The sequence below is a fragment of the Streptomyces sp. PSU-S4-23 genome (assembly GCF_055632315.1).
This window is the reverse complement of the sequence record NZ_JBVMUU010000002.1, coordinates 5,720,185-5,737,199: the sequence shown is the minus strand read 5'-3', so window position 1 is coordinate 5,737,199 and position 17,015 is coordinate 5,720,185. Positions and strand designations below refer to the sequence as shown.

15 protein-coding genes are annotated in these 17,015 nt (G+C 69.5%); 6 read left to right on the top strand and 9 right to left on the bottom strand.

The window, feature by feature from the left end; genetic code table 11:
- Positions 1-47: 47 nt before the first annotated feature.
- A complete protein-coding gene (locus tag ACZ79I_RS26315; RefSeq protein ID WP_471500012.1) occupies positions 48-242 on the bottom strand; it encodes a hypothetical protein in 195 nt (64 codons plus the stop codon).
- Between the two features lie 204 nt (positions 243-446).
- On the opposite strand from ACZ79I_RS26315, the gene ACZ79I_RS26310 reads away from it, so the two are divergent.
- Positions 447-2,567, top strand: coding sequence for a S9 family peptidase (locus tag ACZ79I_RS26310; protein WP_471500010.1), 2,121 nt, complete (start codon positions 447-449; stop codon positions 2,565-2,567).
- A 176-nt stretch (positions 2,568-2,743) separates the two neighbouring features.
- Here the strand turns inward: ACZ79I_RS26310 and ACZ79I_RS26305 are convergent, their stop codons facing one another.
- From ACZ79I_RS26305 to ACZ79I_RS26285, 5 genes are read right to left on the bottom strand one after another with little or no spacing between them, the layout of a single operon-like run.
- Positions 2,744-3,811 carry an ABC transporter ATP-binding protein gene (locus tag ACZ79I_RS26305; RefSeq protein ID WP_471500008.1) on the bottom strand — a complete coding sequence of 356 codons (1,068 nt, stop codon included), beginning with the start codon at positions 3,809-3,811 and terminating at the stop codon, positions 2,744-2,746.
- Positions 3,798-4,778, bottom strand: coding sequence for an ABC transporter ATP-binding protein (locus ACZ79I_RS26300; RefSeq protein WP_471500006.1), 981 nt, complete (start codon positions 4,776-4,778; stop codon positions 3,798-3,800). The genes ACZ79I_RS26305 and ACZ79I_RS26300 overlap by 14 nt, the downstream gene beginning before the upstream one ends.
- 5 nt (positions 4,779-4,783) lie before the next feature.
- Positions 4,784-5,791 carry an ABC transporter permease gene (locus tag ACZ79I_RS26295; protein WP_471500004.1) on the bottom strand — a complete coding sequence of 336 codons (1,008 nt, stop codon included), beginning with the start codon at positions 5,789-5,791 and terminating at the stop codon, positions 4,784-4,786.
- Positions 5,784-6,707 (bottom strand): ABC transporter permease, encoded by a 924-nt coding sequence (locus ACZ79I_RS26290; protein ID WP_471500002.1) that lies wholly within the window; start codon positions 6,705-6,707, stop codon positions 5,784-5,786. Before ACZ79I_RS26290 ends, ACZ79I_RS26295 begins: the two co-directional genes overlap by 8 nt.
- 33 nt (positions 6,708-6,740) lie before the next feature.
- Positions 6,741-8,363, bottom strand: coding sequence for a peptide ABC transporter substrate-binding protein (locus ACZ79I_RS26285; protein WP_471500000.1), 1,623 nt, complete (start codon positions 8,361-8,363; stop codon positions 6,741-6,743).
- Between the two features lie 528 nt (positions 8,364-8,891).
- Between ACZ79I_RS26285 and ACZ79I_RS26280 the strand changes: the two genes are divergently transcribed.
- The 5 genes from ACZ79I_RS26280 (at position 8,892) to ACZ79I_RS26260 (ending at position 14,969) form a co-directional block, all read left to right on the top strand.
- Positions 8,892-9,881: an ABC transporter permease gene (locus ACZ79I_RS26280; protein WP_471499998.1), complete on the top strand. Its 990-nt coding sequence runs from the start codon at positions 8,892-8,894 to the stop codon at positions 9,879-9,881.
- A gap of 91 nt (positions 9,882-9,972) precedes the next feature.
- Complete coding sequence (locus tag ACZ79I_RS26275; RefSeq protein ID WP_471499996.1) at positions 9,973-11,733, top strand: ABC transporter substrate-binding protein; 1,761 nt, start codon at positions 9,973-9,975, stop codon at positions 11,731-11,733.
- A 99-nt stretch (positions 11,734-11,832) separates the two neighbouring features.
- A complete protein-coding gene (locus ACZ79I_RS26270) occupies positions 11,833-12,813 on the top strand; it encodes an ABC transporter permease (RefSeq protein ID WP_471499994.1) in 981 nt (326 codons plus the stop codon).
- Between the two features lie 45 nt (positions 12,814-12,858).
- Entirely contained in the window at positions 12,859-13,896 is a 1,038-nt protein-coding gene (locus ACZ79I_RS26265) for an ABC transporter ATP-binding protein (RefSeq protein ID WP_471499992.1), read from the top strand.
- A 26-nt stretch (positions 13,897-13,922) separates the two neighbouring features.
- Positions 13,923-14,969 carry an ABC transporter ATP-binding protein gene (locus ACZ79I_RS26260; protein WP_471499990.1) on the top strand — a complete coding sequence of 349 codons (1,047 nt, stop codon included), beginning with the start codon at positions 13,923-13,925 and terminating at the stop codon, positions 14,967-14,969.
- 379 nt (positions 14,970-15,348) lie between these two features.
- Here the strand turns inward: ACZ79I_RS26260 and ACZ79I_RS26255 are convergent, their stop codons facing one another.
- From ACZ79I_RS26255 to ACZ79I_RS26245, 3 genes are all read right to left on the bottom strand, one after another.
- Complete coding sequence (locus ACZ79I_RS26255) at positions 15,349-15,864, bottom strand: hypothetical protein (RefSeq protein WP_471499988.1); 516 nt, start codon at positions 15,862-15,864, stop codon at positions 15,349-15,351.
- A 195-nt stretch (positions 15,865-16,059) separates the two neighbouring features.
- Positions 16,060-16,452, bottom strand: a complete 393-nt coding sequence (locus ACZ79I_RS26250) for a VOC family protein (protein WP_471499986.1) — start codon at positions 16,450-16,452, stop codon at positions 16,060-16,062.
- A 7-nt stretch (positions 16,453-16,459) separates the two neighbouring features.
- Positions 16,460-16,972: a DinB family protein gene (locus ACZ79I_RS26245; protein WP_471499984.1), complete on the bottom strand. Its 513-nt coding sequence runs from the start codon at positions 16,970-16,972 to the stop codon at positions 16,460-16,462.
- Positions 16,973-17,015 lie beyond the last annotated feature (43 nt).

Below are 17,015 nucleotides of genomic sequence, written 5' to 3'. Positions count from 1 at the left end.
GTCCACCCTACGAGGCGAGCGGCGCCGCACGCCCTACCGGGCCGGGGTCAGAACTTGATGCTCCCGATCATCCCCGCGATGTTGGTCGTCAGCTCACTGATCGTCGGGGCGACGGTCGAGGAGGCGAGGTAGAACCCGAGCAGCATGCACACGACGGCATGCCCCGTCTTCAGTCCTGACTTCTTCACCAGGAGGAAGACGATGATTGCCAGCAGCACCACCACCGAAATCGAGAGTGCCACGGCGGCTCACCTCCAGAGATCCACAGGAGCGCGGGGGTCGGACTATGGGGGTAACGAATCCGTGCGGACATGTCCAGGCGGACGAGTCCACGCAGATGCCAGCGGGTTCATACCCACGATGCGCTAGTGATCATAACTATCCGTACGCGCGCATCGATCGGCGCACGGCCGCACAAGGGGGCGCATGGCCAATATGGTCAAGGCATGACGACCGAGTCTGCTTCCTTCCCCCGACGGCACGCGCGGACCCAGCGGTTCACGCTCGGCGCGCCGCGTGCGTTCACCGTCGCGCCCGATGGTTCCCGTGTCGTGTTCCTGCGGTCCGCGTCCGGAACGGACCGGGCGCACCGGTTGTGGGTCCTCGACATGGCGGACGGCACCGAGCGCCCGGGGGCCGATCCGGAAACGCTCCTGGGGGGCGCCGCCGAGCAGTTGCCGCCCGAGGAGCGCGCCCGCCGGGAACGCAGCCGCGAGGGCGGCGCCGGCATCGTCGGCTACGCCACCGACAACGCGGTGGAGTTGGCCTCTTTCGCCTTGTCAGGGCGGCTTTTCACGGCGGAGCTGCGGGCGGGCACGACACGGGAACTGCCCGTGCCCGGACCGGTGGTCGACCCCCGCCCGGCCCCCGACGGGCGGCACATCGCGTACGTCACCCGGGGCGCGCTGCGCGTGACCGGCGCCGAGGGCGAGGGCGACCGCGCGCTCGCGGAGCCGGAGTCGGAGTCGGTCTCCTACGGATCGGCCGAGTTCATCGCGGCCGAGGAGATGGACCGTTCGCGGGGCTTCTGGTGGTCTCCGGACTCCGACCGGCTGCTCGTCGCGCGCGTGGACGACGCGCCGGTGCGCCGGTGGTGGATCTCCGACCCGGCGCATCCGGACCGCCGGCCGCAGCCGGTCGCCTATCCGGCGGCGGGCACCGACAACGCGGAGGTGCGCCTGTTCGTGCTGGGCCTCGACGGGGTGCGCACGGAGGTCGTCTGGGACCGTGCGGGCTACCCGTACCTGGCGCGTGTGCACTGGTCAGCGGCGGGTGCGCCGCTGATCCTGGTGCAGGCGCGCGACCAGCGCAGCCTGCTCTACCTGGCCGTGGACCCGGACACCGGGGCGACCCGGATGGTGCACGCCGATGAAGATCCACATTGGCTTGAACTTTTCCCCGGGGTGCCGTGCTGGAGCCCCTCCGGACAGCTGGTGCGGATCGCCGACGAGGGCGGTGCACGCGTCCTGACGGTGGGCGAACGGCCGCTGACGGGACCGCAGTTGCACGTACGGGCGGTGCTGGACGTGTCCGCCGACGACGTGCTGGTCTCGGCGTCGGCGGGCGAGGCGGCCGCCGATCCGGAGATCGGCGAGGCCCATGTGTACCGTGTCAACGAACTCGGCGTGGAGCGCGTGTCGCAGGGTCCGGGTGTGCACTCGGCGGTGCGGGCCGGGGGCGTGACCGTGCTGGTGTCCTCGGTACCGGACCGCGCGGGCGCCCAGGTGCAGGTGCTGCACAACGGCAAGCCGGCGGCAACCGTGGCGTCCTACGCGGAACATCCCGGTCTGTCCCCGCGCGTCACGCTCACCCAGGGGGGCGCACGCCGAATTCCATGCGCCGTGCTTATGCCTACGGACTACTCCGGTGACACCTCCCTGCCCGTCCTCCTGGACCCCTATGGCGGCCCGCACGCGCAGCGCGTGGTGGCCGCCCACAATCCGATGCTGACCTCGCAGTGGTTCGCCGACCAGGGCTTCGCGGTGGTCGTCGCGGACGGACGGGGCACGCCGGGCCGCTCCCCCGCCTGGGAGAAGGCGGTGAAGGACGACCTGGCGGCGGTGGTGCTCCAGGACCAGGTCGACGCGCTGCACGCGCTGGCGGGCGACTTCCCGCTCGATCTGACCCGGGTCGCGATCCGCGGCTGGTCCTTCGGCGGCTATCTGGCGGCGCTCGCGGTACTGCGCCGCCCGGACGTGTTCCACGCCGCCGTGGTCGGCGCCCCGGTGACGGACCTGCGGCTGTACGACACCCACTACCAGGAGCGCTACCTGGGGCACCCGGACCGGCAGCCCGAGGTTTACCGCCGCAACTCCCTGATCGACGACGCGGGCCTGGTGGACGCCGCGGAGCCGGCCCGGCCCATGATGATCATCCACGGTCTCGCGGACGACAACGTGGTGGTGGCCCACTCCCTGCGCCTGTCCTCCGCCCTGCTGGCCGCGGGCCGCCCGCACGAGGTGCTGCCGCTGTCCGGGGTCACCCATATGACCCCGCAGGAAACGGTCGCCGAGAACCTGCTGCTGCTCCAGCGGGACTTCCTGCGGCGCGCTCTCGGCCTGGGCTGAGCCGAGAGAGCGGCGCCGGTTCAGCCGCAAAGAACGGGCCGGGGTGACATGGCGGCACCCCGGCCCGTTTACGGCACCCGCACGGCCGTACGCTGTTCACTGTGCTGCGTCCGTATATCGGAACCGCGTCGGTCAAGTTGCCTGCGCGTTAACGCACTTCGTACGGCTTTGTGCGGTTACGCGGGCTCCTCCGACGGCTCCCGCCCCGGATCCCGCGGCGGCACCGGCCTCTTCTCCTCCGCGAAGTGGCACGCCGAGTCGTGCGCGGCCGGCCCCGTCGCGAAGCGGAACTCCTCGGGCACCGCGAGCGCCGGCACCTCCAGGGCGCACCGCTCCCGGGCCTTCCAGCAGCGTGTGCGGAAGCGGCAGCCGGAGGGGATGTCCGTCGGGGAGGGCACGTCGCCGCTGAGCAGGATCCGCTCCCGGCGCCGCCGCGCCTCCGGGTCGGGCACGGGCACCGCGGACAGCAGCGCCTGGGTGTAGGGGTGCGTCGGATGGTCGTAGATCTCCGCGTCCCTGCCCCTCTCCACGATCCGTCCGAGGTACATCACCGCGACCCGGTCGGAGATGTGCCGCACGATCGACAGGTCGTGCGCGATGAAGACGTACGACAGGCCGAACTCGTCCTGCAGCCGTGCCATCAGGTTGATCACCTGGGCCTGCACGGACACGTCGAGCGCGGAGACCGGCTCGTCGGCGACGATGATCTCCGGGCGCAGTGCCAGTCCCCGGGCGATGCCGATGCGCTGGCGCTGGCCGCCGGAGAACTGGTGCGGATAGCGGCCCACGTAGTCCGGGTCGAGCCCGACCACGTCGAGCAGTTCCCGCACCCTCCGCCGCCGGTCCCCCTTGGGCGCCGCCTCGGGGTGGATCTCGTAGGGCTCCCCGACGATGTCGCCCACGGTCATGCGGGGGTTGAGGGAGGTGTACGGGTCCTGGAACACCATCTGGATGTTGCGCCGCACCGTTTTGAGCGCGCGCCCGGACAGACCGGTGATGTCCTCGCCCTTGTACCTGATCGAACCGGCCGTCGGCGACTCCAGGTTGACCAGCAGCCGGGCGAGGGTGGACTTGCCGCAGCCGGACTCGCCGACGATCCCGAGGGTCTCGCCCCGGCCGAGGGCGAGGTCGACGCCGTCGACCGCCCTGACCGCGCCGATCTGCTTCCTGAAGAGGACGCCCCGGGTGAGCGGGTAGTGCTTGACCAGCCCGCCGACCTCCAGAATCGGCTCAGTCCCGGCCATGCAGGCACTCCCTCCAGAAGTGGCAGGCGCTCACCCGGCCCTCGGAGACCTCGTACGGCGGCGGCACATCGGTCCGGCACACGTCCCGGGCGAGGGGGCAGCGGGGGTGGAAGGCGCAGCCGGGCGGGACGGCGACGAGGTTCGGCGGCTGGCCCTTGATGGCGGTCAGCCGGCGGCCCTTGCGGTCGAGGCGCGGGATGGAGTCGAGCAGGCCCCGGGTGTAGGGGTGGGCGGGCGCCTTGTAGATGTCGTGCACGGGGGCGGACTCGACGATCCGGCCCGCGTACATGACGGCGATCCGGTCGGCGACGTCCGCGACGACGCCCAGGTCGTGGGTGATGAGGACGAGGCCCATGCGGTACTCGCGCCGCAGCTCCGCGAGCAGGTCCATGACCTGCGCCTGGACGGTGACGTCGAGGGCGGTGGTGGGTTCGTCGGCGATGATCAGCGCGGGCTCCAGGGCGAGCGCCATCGCGATCATGATGCGCTGGCGCATGCCGCCGGAGAACTGGTGCGGATAGTCCCGTACGCGCTGCGCGGCGGCCGGGATGCGGACCCGGTCCATGAGGTCCACGGCCCTGGCGCGCGCGTCCTTCCTCGACATCCCCCGGTGCACGACGAACATCTCTCCGAGCTGGTCGCCCACGGTGAGCACGGGGTTGAGCGCGGACAGCGCGTCCTGGAAGATCATGGCCATCCGGGCGCCGCGGATCCTGCGCCGCTCCTCCTCCTTGAGGGTGAGCAGGTCCCGCCCCTGGAAGAGGACCTCACCGCGGGTGATCCTGCCGGGCGGCGTGTCGAGGATGCCCATGACGGCCTGTGCGGTGACGGACTTGCCGCAGCCGGACTCGCCGAGCACGGCGAGGGTCTCGCCCGCGTCCACGGCGTAGCCGACCCCGCCGACGGCCCTGGCGATCCCGTCCCTGGTCCGGAACTCCACGTGCAGATCACGCACTTCCAGCAGCACGGCCGTCACCTCAGCCTCGGGTCGAGGGCGTCGCGCAGCGCGTCGCCGAGCATGATGAACGCGAGCACGGTGACCGCGAGGGCGCCGGAGGGCCACAGCAGCGCGTGCGGGGCGTTGCGGATGTAGGGGGAGGCGGCGGAGATGTCGATCCCCCAGGACACGCTCGGCGGTTTCAGTCCGACGCCGAGATACGACAGGGTCGCCTCCAGGGCGATGTAGGTGCCGAGCGCGATGGTCGCCACCACGATCACCGGCGCGACGGCGTTGGGCGCGATGTGCCGCAGCAGGATGCGGGAGTGGGAGGCGCCGAGCGCGCGGGCGGCCTGCACGTAGTCGTTCTGTTTCACGGTGATGACCGAGCCGCGGGCGATGCGGGAGATCTGCGGCCAGCCGAGCAGCACCATGAACCCGATGACGGGCCAGACCGTGTTGCTGGTCACCACGGAGAGGAGCACCAGACCGCCGAGGACGACGGGGATCGCGAAGAAGACGTCGGTGACCCGGGACAGGACCGAGTCCCACCCCCCGCCGAAGAACCCGGCGAGTCCCCCCAGGACCGAGCCGAGGACCGCGACGCCGAGCGTGGCGCACACCCCGACCGTCACGGAGGTGCGGGCGCCGTAGACGGTGCGCGTGTAGACGTCGCAGCCCTGGCCGTCGTACCCGAACGGATGGCCGGGCGCCGAGCCCTCCTGGGCCTTGGAGAGGCGGCAGTCGAGGGGGTTGCCGGAGGCGATGAGGGACGGCCACAGGGAGATGACGACGAGGAAGAGGATCACGAGCCCGGAGCCGATGAAGACGGGGTTGCGGCGCAGGTCGTGCCAGGCGTCGGACCACAGGGACCGGGCTCCGGCGCGCTCCGGCGCCCCCCGCCGCCCCTCGGGCCGGGGTCCGCCCGGTCCGGCGGACGGCCTCCGTTCCAGGGTGGTCGCCTCGCTCGCGGCGAGGTCCATCCCTGCGCCCATGCCGGTCCCGGCGATGGCCCCTTCGGGCTCGTACGGCTGCTCACGCATAGCGGATCCTCGGGTCGAGTACGGCGTACAGGAGGTCGACGAGCAGGTTGGCGACCAGGAAGACGAGGACGAGCACGGTCACGAAGCCGACGACCGTCTGTGTGTTCTGCCGGAGGATCCCCTGGTAGAGCTGGTAGCCGACCCCGTGGATGTTGAAGATGCGCTCGGTGACGATCGCGCCCCCCATGAGGGCGCCGATGTCGGTGCCGATGAAGGTCACCACGGGGATCAGCGAGTTGCGCAGCAGATGCCGGGTGATCACGCGGCGGCGCGGCAGCCCCTTGGCGACGGCCGTGCGGACGTAGTCGGCCCGCCGGTTCTCGGCGATGGAGGTCCGGGTCAGCCGGGTGACGTAGGCGAGGGAGACGGACGCGAGGACGAGTCCGGGCACGATCAGTTCGTCGAAGGCGGCCTGAGGGGGGACCGACGGCCGGATCCAGCCCCATTGGACGCCGAGCAGCAGTTGGAGCAGCAGACCGGTGACGAAGGTGGGCACCGAGATGACGACGAGGGTCAGCAGCAGGACCGAGGTGTCGACGGGCCGCCCGCGGCGCAGACCGGTGAGCACCCCGAGCGCGATCCCGGCGACGAGTTCGAAGAGCACGGCGACGACGGTCAGCCGGATGGTGACCGGGAAGGCCGTCGCCATCAGCTCGGTGACCTCCTGCCCGTTGAAGGCGGTGCCGAAGTCGCCGGTGAAGACGCTGCCCATGTAGGTCAGGTACTGCCGCCACACGGGCTGGTCGAGGCCGAACTCCCGGCGCAGCTGGGCCGCCGTGGCGGGGTCGCACTGCCGCTCGCCGCACAGGCCGGCGACGGGGTCGCCCATCACGTTCACCATCAGGAAGATCAGCAGGGTGGCGCCGACGAAGACCGGGATCATCTGCAGCAGGCGCCGGACGACGTACCGTCCCATGGGGCCTCCGGGGGTCGGGGGGCGGCCGGTGGCTCAGCCGACCCTGATCTCGTTGTAGACGGGGACGCTGAACGGGTTGAGCGCCACGTGGGAGAGGCGTGCGGAGTAGCCGGCGCTGCCGTTCTGGTACCAGAGCGGGATGGCGGCCATCTTGTCGCGTACGACCTCCTCGGCCCGCTGGAACAGCCGCACCGACGCGGCCTGGTCGGTCTGGGCGTTGGCCTGGTCGATGAGCCTGTCGAAGTCCTTGTCGGACCACTTGCCGTCGTTGGAGGAGGCGCCCGTGTAGTAGAGCGGCTGCAGGAAGTTCTGGATGAGCGGGTAGTCCATCTGCCATCCGGCCCTGAACGGCCCCTGCATCCGGTGCCTCCCGATCTGACCGCGGAAGTCGGCGAAGGTGCCGACCGGGTTGCCGACGCAGGCCCTGTCGTCGCCCAGCGCGTTGTTGATCGAGTTGCAGAGGGCGTCCACCCACTCCCGGTGCGAGCCGGTGTCCGCGTTGTAGGTGATCCTGACCTGTCCGCCGGGCAGCCCGCCGCCCTCCCGGACCAGCTTTCTGGCCCGGCCCGGGTCGTACCTGCACGCGTCGCCGCACAGCCCGTCCTTGAAGCCGCCCGTCGTGCCGAGCACCGGGGAGGTCCAGTCGGTGGCCGGGGTGCGGGTGCCGTGGAAGATCGTGCGGGTGATCTGGTCCCGGTCGATCGCCATGGACAGTCCCGTGCGGACCTTCTCCGTGCCCGGCCTGTTCCACCTCGGGTCGTAGAAGGGGAAGGCGAGGGTCTGGATGATGCCGGCCGGGGTGTTGATGTACCGGTCTCCGAGGTCGGCCCTGACGTTCCTGAGCTGCGCGGCGGGCACGTCGTCGGCGAGGTCGAGGTTGCCGGCCAGCAGATCGGTGTAGGCGGTGTTGCTGTCGGTGTAGACCTTCAGGTCCACCCCGTTGTTGCGCGCCTTGTCCTCGCCCGGGTACCCGTCCCACTTCCTGAGGGACATCATGAAGCCCCTGGTGTACGAGCGGATGAGGTACGGGCCGTTGCCGACGGGCCTCTTCAGCCAGGCCGCGTGGTGGTCGAAGAACGCCCTGGGCAGCGGGGCGAAGGCCGCGTAGCCGAGGGTGTCCGGGAACGCCGAGAACCGCTGGCCCAGCCGGACGGTGAAGGTGCGGGGCCCGGTCACCCTGAGTCCGGAGAGGGTGTCGGCGGTCTGGGTGCCGGTCTCCGGGTGGATCTTGTCGTACCCCTCGATGTAGCCGAAGAAGTACGCGTTCTTCTGGTTGTTGCGCAGACTGGCGCCGTAGTTCCAGGCGTCGACGAAGGACGCGGCGGTGACGGGCTCCCCGTCGCTGAACGTCCAGCCGTCCTTCACGGTGATGGTGAAGGTCCGTGAGTCCGAGGTCTCGATCCTCTCCGCGAGCATGTCCTCGGCGGCCCCGGTCCTGGGGTTGTACCGCTTCAGCCCGCGGAAGACCATGTCGAGGACCTTGCCGCCCTGGACCTCGTTGGTGTTGGCCGGTTCCAGCGGGTTCTGCGGGTCGCCCCAGGAGGAGCTGAGCACTCCGGGGGCGCCGCCGGCGTCCGCGCCCCCGCCGCAGGCGGCCATCGCGAGGGCGGCCGCCGCGGCGGCCGCCGCCCACCTGGCGTGCCTGGCTCCACGCATGCGGTGCCTCCTCCGGGTGCGCCGGCCTCCGGCGCCGGGCACTGTCGCTGTCTGCTACCGGCCAATATCGGCGCTCGGCCGACATAACGCCCATTCATACGCACCACGGGAGGGGTGCGTCATTCGGATGGCAGGCACACCGAGCACCCCGCCACCACCCCGGACCGCGGCCGGACCGCGCAACGGATCGCCGCCCGTCGATGCCGAACCGTTCAGCCGAACGCCCCCGATGTGCGCATGTCGATATCCTTCCATCCGCATATCGAACTCATCGACCGATTCACCCCGTTGGCCCGCCGCAGGACACGGATTGATCACAACGCGCTACCCGTGTAGCTACAAAACGATCAAGAGGAAGCAAAAAACGCAAAGACGCCGCCAAGTCGGCCGAGAATTTATTGACCGTGAACGAATTGCGTTGAAAAAGTCCGGCGTAGCCCGTAGGGAGCTCCCTGCGGAGCCCTTGACCCCACCAGGGCCTGGAGCACCATGACCCCCCCAACTCCATCAGCGGCTGCACCGCTCGAGGTGACCGACGAGAGCGTCGGGAAGTCGACCGCTTCCACGACCCCGAAGGGCAGCGAGAGCCGCTCACCGGGACGGCTCGCCTGGAGCCGCTTCAAGCGCGACCGCACGGGCGTCATATCAGCCTACGTCGTGATCTTCTTCTTCTTGATCGCGATCACCGCTCCTCTGATAGCCAAGCTGTACGGCAAGGACCCGTACACGACGTACGCCAGCCAGCGGCCGGAGCTGCTCAACGCGTTCGCGTACCCCACGGGCCCCAACGGCGGCATGAGCTCCGAGTTCTGGTTCGGCATCGAGCCCCAACTCGGCCGGGACGTCTTCACGTTCCTGCTCTACGGCATCCGCACCTCGCTGGGCATCGCCACGGCCGCCGCCCTGCTCACCACACTGCTCGGCGTCGTCATCGGCATCACCGCGGGCTATCTCGGCGGCAGGACCGACTACCTCGTCGGCCGGGTCATCGACATCCTGCTGTCGTTCCCTTCGACGCTGTTCTTCATCGCCTTCATGCCGGTCGTGTACGGGCTGTTCGTCGCTCCCGACGACGACATCCCGACCTGGCTGCGCGCCACCGCCCTGATCCTGGTCCTCTCCGCCTTCGGCTGGGCCTCCATCGCCCGCCTCCTGCGCGGCCAGGTACTCGGCCTGCGCGAGCGGGAGTTCGTCGAGGCGGCCAAGGTCACGGGCGCGTCGCCGATGCGCATCGTGTTCAGGGAACTGCTGCCCAACCTGTGGACCCCGATCATCATCCAGTCCACGCTGATGCTCCCGGCCTTCGTGACCGCGGAGGCGGGTCTCGCCTTCCTCGGCGTCGGCATCATCGATCCGACGCCCGACTGGGGCGTCATGATCCAGCGTGGTGCCCAGTTCTACACCGAGGACCTCACCTTCATGCTCTTCCCGGGCCTCTCGATGGTGATCTTCGTCCTCGCCTTCAACCTGCTGGGCGACTCGGTGCGCGACGCACTCGACCCGAAGTCCAAGCGGTAGCCCCGAGCGCTCGCCCGTTCCCACCCCGGCCGGGTTCAACGACGTCCGGCCGGCCCCATCCGTCCCGATGACCACCTTAGGCAGGCTCACCATGTCCTTTTCCCGCAGAAACTTCCTCATCGCCACCGGTGTGGCCGCGGCCTCAACGCCCCTGCTGTCCGCCTGCAGCAGCAGCGGTGGCGGCGGTTCCTCGCAGGACAAGGCCCCCTCGGTGACCGGCTCCAAGACCATGGAGATCCCGGTGGGCACCAAGGCCGACTCGACCGGTCCGGCGCCGGAGGTCAAGGGTGCGGTCAGGGGCGGGACGATCTACTCGCTGGACCAGTTCGACATGGACCACATGGACCCGGCCCAGATCTACGTCTCGACCGAGGGCGCCATCACCGTCCCGATCCTGCGCGGCCTCACCGGCTACAAGATCGACGAGAAGGGCGGCTGCACGCTGGTCGGCGACGCCGCCACCGACGCCGGCACCATGAAGGACGGCGGCAAGACCTGGTCGTTCACCCTCAAGGACGGCCTGAAGTGGGAGGACGGCTCGGACGTCTCCATGGACGACGTCCGCCACACCTTCGAGCGCCTGTTCGCCTCCTTCATCACCGAGGGCCCGCGCTACGTACAGCAGTGGCTGGTGGGCGGCGACAAGTACCAGGGCCCCTACGACGGCAAGAGCCTCGACTCCATCGAGATCAGCGGCAAGACCATCACCTTCCGGCTCACCGAGGCCCGCGGCGACTTCAACTACACGCTCGCCATGCGCGGTTACGGCCTGGTGTCGAAGAAGCACGACACCAAGGAGAAGTACGACAAGCGCCCGTTCTCCTGCGGCCCTTACAAGATCGAGAGCCGTCAGATCGGCAAGTCGATGACGTACGTGCGCAACGAGCACTGGGACCCGAAGACGGACTCGATCCGCAACGACTACCCGGACAAGTACGTCTTCCAGTTCGGCTTCGAGCCGATCGCCTCCACCGACCGCTACGTCGCGGACAAGGGCAACGACCAGTACGCGATGTCGATCTTCAACGAGGTCGCCGCCGAGCGGATCGCCCAGGTCCTCACCAACGCCACGCTCAAGAAGCGCGTCCTCACCGAGGTCGACACGGTCACCTACTACTGGCCGATCAACACGACCCGCATCAAGGACGTCAAGGTCCGCCAGGCCATCAACTACGCCTGGCCGCACCAGCAGCTGCAGACCATCCGCGGCGGCAGGGCCACCAGTGAGCTGGCCACCACCATCCTGAGCCCGGTGACCCCCGGCTACCAGAAGTTCGACCTGTACGGCACCGACAAGAAGCCGGGTGGCGACCCCGCCAAGGCCAAGGCCCTGCTGAAGGAGGCCGGCAAGGTCGGCCAGAAGCTGGTCATCGCCTACCAGCAGTCGGACAACGCGGTGAAGCAGGCCGTGGCCATCAAGAACGCCCTGGAGGCCGCCGGCTTCCAGGTCGTCAACAAGCAGGTCGACAAGTCGACCTTCTACACCCAGATCGGCAAGATCGACAACGACTACGACGTGTTCGCCGCCGGCTGGAGCCCGGACTGGCCGAACGGTTACTCGGTCTTCTACCCGTGCTGGGACGGCCACAACATCGGCGACGGCCGCAGCAACTACGCCCAGTTGAACGACACGAGCGTGAACAAGGCCATCGAGGCGGCCTCCAAGATCGCGGACACCGAGGCGGCCAACAAGGCCTGGGGCGCCATCGACCGCCAGATCATGGAACTCGCCCCGGTGGTGCCGGACTACCACTCCATCCGCAACTGGATGTACGGGTCCAAGGTCGGCAACGTCGTGTACGACGCGGGCAACACCTGCGTCGCGCTCTGCAAGCTCTACGCCATGAAGTAAGCGCGCACGACACTCGGGGCGGCCATCCGTGTGGCCGCCCCACCGGCCCACCCCCCTCACCATCCCGGCGACGGCGCCCCGTCCGGAAAGTCACGCCCCATGTTCCGCTTCCTTGTCCGCCGAGTCACCGGCGCGCTGGTCATCCTGCTGATCATCAGCGCCGTCACCTTCTGGCTCTTCTACGCCATCCCGCGTGACCCCGCCATGATGTCCTGCGGCAAGAACTGCACGCCCGACATGCTCGCGCGGGTCCGGCACAACCTGGGCATCGACCACCCGATCCCGGTCCAGTACTGGGACTGGGTCAAGGGCGTCTTCGTCGGGCGGGACTACGCCGGCTTCGGACACTGCGACGCCCCCTGCCTCGGCTACTCCTTCGCCAACCGCGAGCCGGTCCTCGGCACGATCCTGGACCGGCTCCCCCTGACCCTGTCGCTGGCCTTCGGCTCGGCCGTCGTCTTCCTCGTCTTCGGTGTCGGCACGGGCATGCTCGCCGCGGTCAAGCAGGGCAAGTGGCAGGACAAGCTCGCCAGTTCGGCCTCGCTCCTCGGCTCCTCGCTGCAGATCTACTTCGTCGGCTACGTCGCGATGTACTTCCTGGTCGCGAAGCTGGACCTGCTCGACCAGCCCTCGTACACGCCCCTCACCGACGACCCGGTCGCCTGGGCGTCCGGCCTGCTGCTGCCCTGGCTGGTCCTCGCCATCATCTTCACCGCCAACTACACCCGCATGGCCCGCTCCCAGCTGGTGGAGCAGCTCAGCGAGGACTACGTGCGCACGGCCCGTGCCAAGGGCCTGTCCCGGCGCTCGGTGTTCTTCCGGTTCGCCTGGCGCGGTGCGATGGGCCCGATCGTCACGGTCTTCGGCATCGACCTGGGCACGCTCATCGGCGGCGCGATCATCACGGAGTACACCTTCAGCCTGCAGGGTGTCGGCCGACTCGCGGTGCAGTCCGTGGACAAGAGCGACCTGCCCATGCTGCTCGGCGTGACCGTGCTGTCCGCCGGAGCCATCGTGTTCCTCAACATCGTCGTCGATGCCGTCTACGCCCTCATCGACCCGCGGATCCGGCTCGCCTGACCCTCCGCCGAACCCGACCCCCGCATCACCCTCAGGAGCGTCCCCGTGACGAGCACCGATCAGCAGCCCTTCCTGTCCGTCAGGGATCTGAAGGTCCACTTCTCCACCGAAGACGGCGTCGTCAAGGCCGTCGACGGGCTCTCCTTCGACCTGGCGAAGGGCAAGACGCTCGGCATCGTGGGCGAGTCCGGCTCCGGAAAGTCCGTCACCAACCTGACGATCCTGGGCCTCCACGACCCCGCCCGCACCACCATCGACGGCGAGATCCTGCTCGACGGCCGGGAGTTGCTGACCGCGTCCGAGCGGGAGCTGGAGCGGCTGCGCGGCAACAAGATGTCCATGATCTTCCAGGACGCGCTCGCCTCGCTCTCGCCGTACCACACGATCGGCAAGCAGATCGGTGAGACGTACCGCAAGCACACCGGGGTGTCCAAGAAGGAGGCCCGCGAGCGCGCGATCGAGATGCTGAAGCGTGTCGGCATTCCCCAGCCCGACCTGCGCGTGGACGACTACCCGCACCAGTTCTCCGGCGGTATGCGCCAGCGCGCGATGATCGCGATGGCGCTGGTCTGCGACCCCGAGCTGCTGATCGCCGACGAGCCGACCACGGCCCTCGACGTGACCGTCCAGGCGCAGATCATGGACCTCCTCAAGGACCTCCAGCAGGAGTTCGGCACGGCCATCATCTTCATCACCCACGACCTCGGCGTCATCGCGGACATCGCGGACGACGTCCTGGTCATGTACGGCGGCCGATGCGTGGAGCGGGGCACCAAGAAGGAGGTGCTGAGCACGCCGCAGCACCCCTACACCTGGGGCCTGCTCAGCTCGATGCCGAGCCTGGAAGGCCCGGTCGACGTGCCGCTGACCCCGATCCCCGGCTCACCGCCGTCGCTGCTGAACCCGCCGTCCGGCTGCCGCTTCCACCCACGGTGCGCCTTCACCGAGAAGGTCGCCGGCGGGCTGTGCTCCACGGAAGCACCCGTGCTGACGCTCGCGGACGGCCGGGGGGCGGCCTGCCACCTCTCGGCCGCCCAACGTCGCGATCTCTTCTCCGACTTCGCCGCGCCCCGGTCCCACTGACGTACACGAGACGGGATGTCACGACCATGAGCAACTCCAACCCCCTCCTGGACGTCTCCGGCCTGACCAAGCACTTCCCGGTCAAGGGAGGCTTCCCCATCCGCCGCACGATCGGCGCGGTCCAGGCCGTCGACGGTCTCGACTTCCAGGTGGCCGAGGGAGAGAGCCTCGGCCTGGTGGGCGAGTCGGGCTGCGGCAAGTCCACCACCGGCCGGCTGATCACCCGCCTGCTGGAGCCCACGGGCGGGAAGATCTCCTACCGCGGCCAGGACATCACCCACGCCACCCGCAAGCAGCTCGCCCCGGTCCGCTCCGAGATCCAGATGATCTTCCAGGATCCCTACGCCTCGCTGAACCCGCGGCAGACGGTGGGCAAGATCGTCTCCGGTCCGATGGAGATCAACGGCATCAACCCGCCGGGCGGACCGGAGAAGCGCGTCCGTGAACTCCTGGAGATCGTGGGCCTCAACCCGGAGCACTACAACCGCTTCCCGCACGAGTTCTCCGGCGGCCAGCGCCAGCGCATCGGCGTCGCCCGCGCCCTGGCCCTGGAGCCGAAGCTGATCGTCGCGGACGAACCGGTCTCCGCCCTCGACGTCTCCATCCAGGCCCAGGTGGTCAACCTCCTCCAGAAGCTCCAGAAGGACCTGGACATCGCCTTCCTGTTCATCGCCCACGACCTGGCGATCGTGCGGCACTTCTCCCAGCGCGTGGCGGTCATGTACCTCGGCAGGATCGTGGAGATCGCCGACCGCGACGACCTCTACGGCAACCCACGCCACCCCTATACGCGCGCCCTGCTGTCGGCGGTCCCCGAGGCGACGGTCGAGGACACGCCCTCCCGCGAGCGCATCCGGCTCACCGGCGACGTGCCGTCTCCGCTGAACCCGCCGTCCGGCTGCCGTTTCCGCACCCGCTGCTGGAAGGCGACGGAGAAGTGTGCGTCGCAGACGCCGCCGCTGGTGCAGGTGGAGGGCAACAAGCCGGGCCATCTGACCGCCTGCCACTACCCCGAGACGCAGGAGACGGTCCCGGCACCGCGTCTCACCGAGGCCCCCGAGGCCGCGGCCTGACACACCCCGTTCCGTCAGCCCGCGGCCACCGGAACCCGGCTTTCACGGCCCATTGACCCGAGCCCGGACGCCCGGTTCCCGGGGCGGAGGCCCGTGCCCCTCGCGGGGTGCGGGCCTTTTGGTTGCTCCGGGCGGGTGTGGTCCACGCGTTGGGGGCACCGAGGTTCAGGGCGCGTTCCACAACCTTGTGCTGCTCAGTGGCGGCACGCACCAGAAGGGGGCCCTGCACGCACAAGGAGTCGCCCAGGTTGTGGTTCGTCATGTCGCAGCTCCTCGCAGCTGTGGCCACGCCCCGGGAGGTCTCACCACCTCGCCGGGGTCCGCGTGTTCATGCTGCTCGGATACGTGCACCGTGAGTTTCACGGCTTGTGAAAACTCCTCAGGCGACTCCGATCCATGAGGCGAACCCCGACAGGGACTCTTTGCTGTACCGCTCCAGCCGGATCAGGGTCTGGACGGTCTCTCGCACCTGTGGATGGTTCCGGGTCTGCTCGGGTGCGATCCGGCGCGCGGCCTGGAGCGCCGCGAATGCCTTCTCCCGATTGCCGTAGTCCAGCCAGCCCTGCGCGGCGTCCATGTAGAAGCGGCCCGCTCGGACCGGAGCCACGTGCGCGGGCAGGCGGATGCGCTTTGTACGTCGTACGACTTCCGGTCCGTCGTGCATCTCCACAGCGACCCCGAGCCGGTGCATGGCGACGTTGGTCGGGCCGAACTCCAGCCCGTAGTGATTGCCGTCGTACCCGAGCCGCCGAGCGGCCTCCGCCGCGGCGTCCAGATGTGCCTGGGCGGTTGGGCCGTTCCCCGCCCGGGCGGCGAGTGTCAGGCCGCGCGCCTTACGTGCCTCGGCGATGCGCTGCCCGATTCGCTCGCCCGCTGCGTCGTCCGCGTAGGGCATGAGGAGAATCCTTCGGGTCTCGACAACTCCGAAGGTACCCCCGGCGGCGCCGGGGGAACGGCGGTCGGCCCTCCATCCGCCTTGATGGGGGCCGTCGCGCTGTACGCCCGACTCTGGCCGCGGTCACCGGGATCGCCACGCTCCGGCGAACCTCCGCCTCCCGCCGCCACGGACAGGCCGGCGTCGGCCGGGGCGTCAGTCGTCCTGCCCGCGCTCCACGCAGAACTCGTTGCCCTCGGGATCGGCGAGGGTGATCCAGCCGCTGCCGTCCGGGCTGGTGTGGTCCGCGAGTCGGCGGGCGCCGAGGCTCAGGGCGCGTTCCACCTCCTGTGCGCGGGTGCGGCCGCGGGGCCTGAGGTCGAGGTGGATGCGGTTCTTGGCGGACTTGCCCTCGGGCACCCGGACGAAGAGCAGGGCGGGGCCTCCGTCCGGGTCGGCGATCACCGCCTCCGGGTCGCCCGGCTTGTCGTCGTCGGCCAGGGGGCGGCCCAGCAACCGGCTCCAGAACAGGCCGAGATCGTACGGGTCGCCGGTGCAGTCGAAGGTGATGTTGCGGATGACCGGCCCGAGCGGGTTCGTGTCTGCCATCGTCGGCTCAGACCCCCTTCGTGCCGTCGAGCAGTTCGCGGACGATGTCCAGGTGGCCGTTGTGGCGGGCGGTCTCCTCGATGAGGTGCAGGAGGATCCAGCGCAGGTCGGCCCGGAAGCCGTCGCGGACGGTGCGCTTCGCCCTGGTGTCCAGGTCGTGGGCAGCGACGAGGTCGCGGAAGCGGGCGCTCTGCTCCTCGTACTCGGCGAGGAGCTGAGGCAGGGGGACCTCGACGGCCAAGCGCATCTCCGGGTCTGGGTCGTCCTCGGTGGCCTGGACGTACGGGGCCTCGTCCTGCTCGCCGAGGAACACCACGTGCAACCAGTAGTACTCCACCCAGCGCAGATGACCGATCAGTCCGCACAGGGTCATCAGCGGTGAGTCGGGCAGCGGCGCCCGCACGGCGTCCTCGGGCGAGACGCCGTCGCACTTGGCGAGGGCGGTGGCGCGTACGTAGTCGAGGAAGGTGGTCAGCTGTGTGCGCTCGTCCCAGGCGGGAGGCGTGTCGGTTCGCGTCATCCCATGGAGCATCCCGAAGCGGCGGTCGGCTGTCGAACGAATA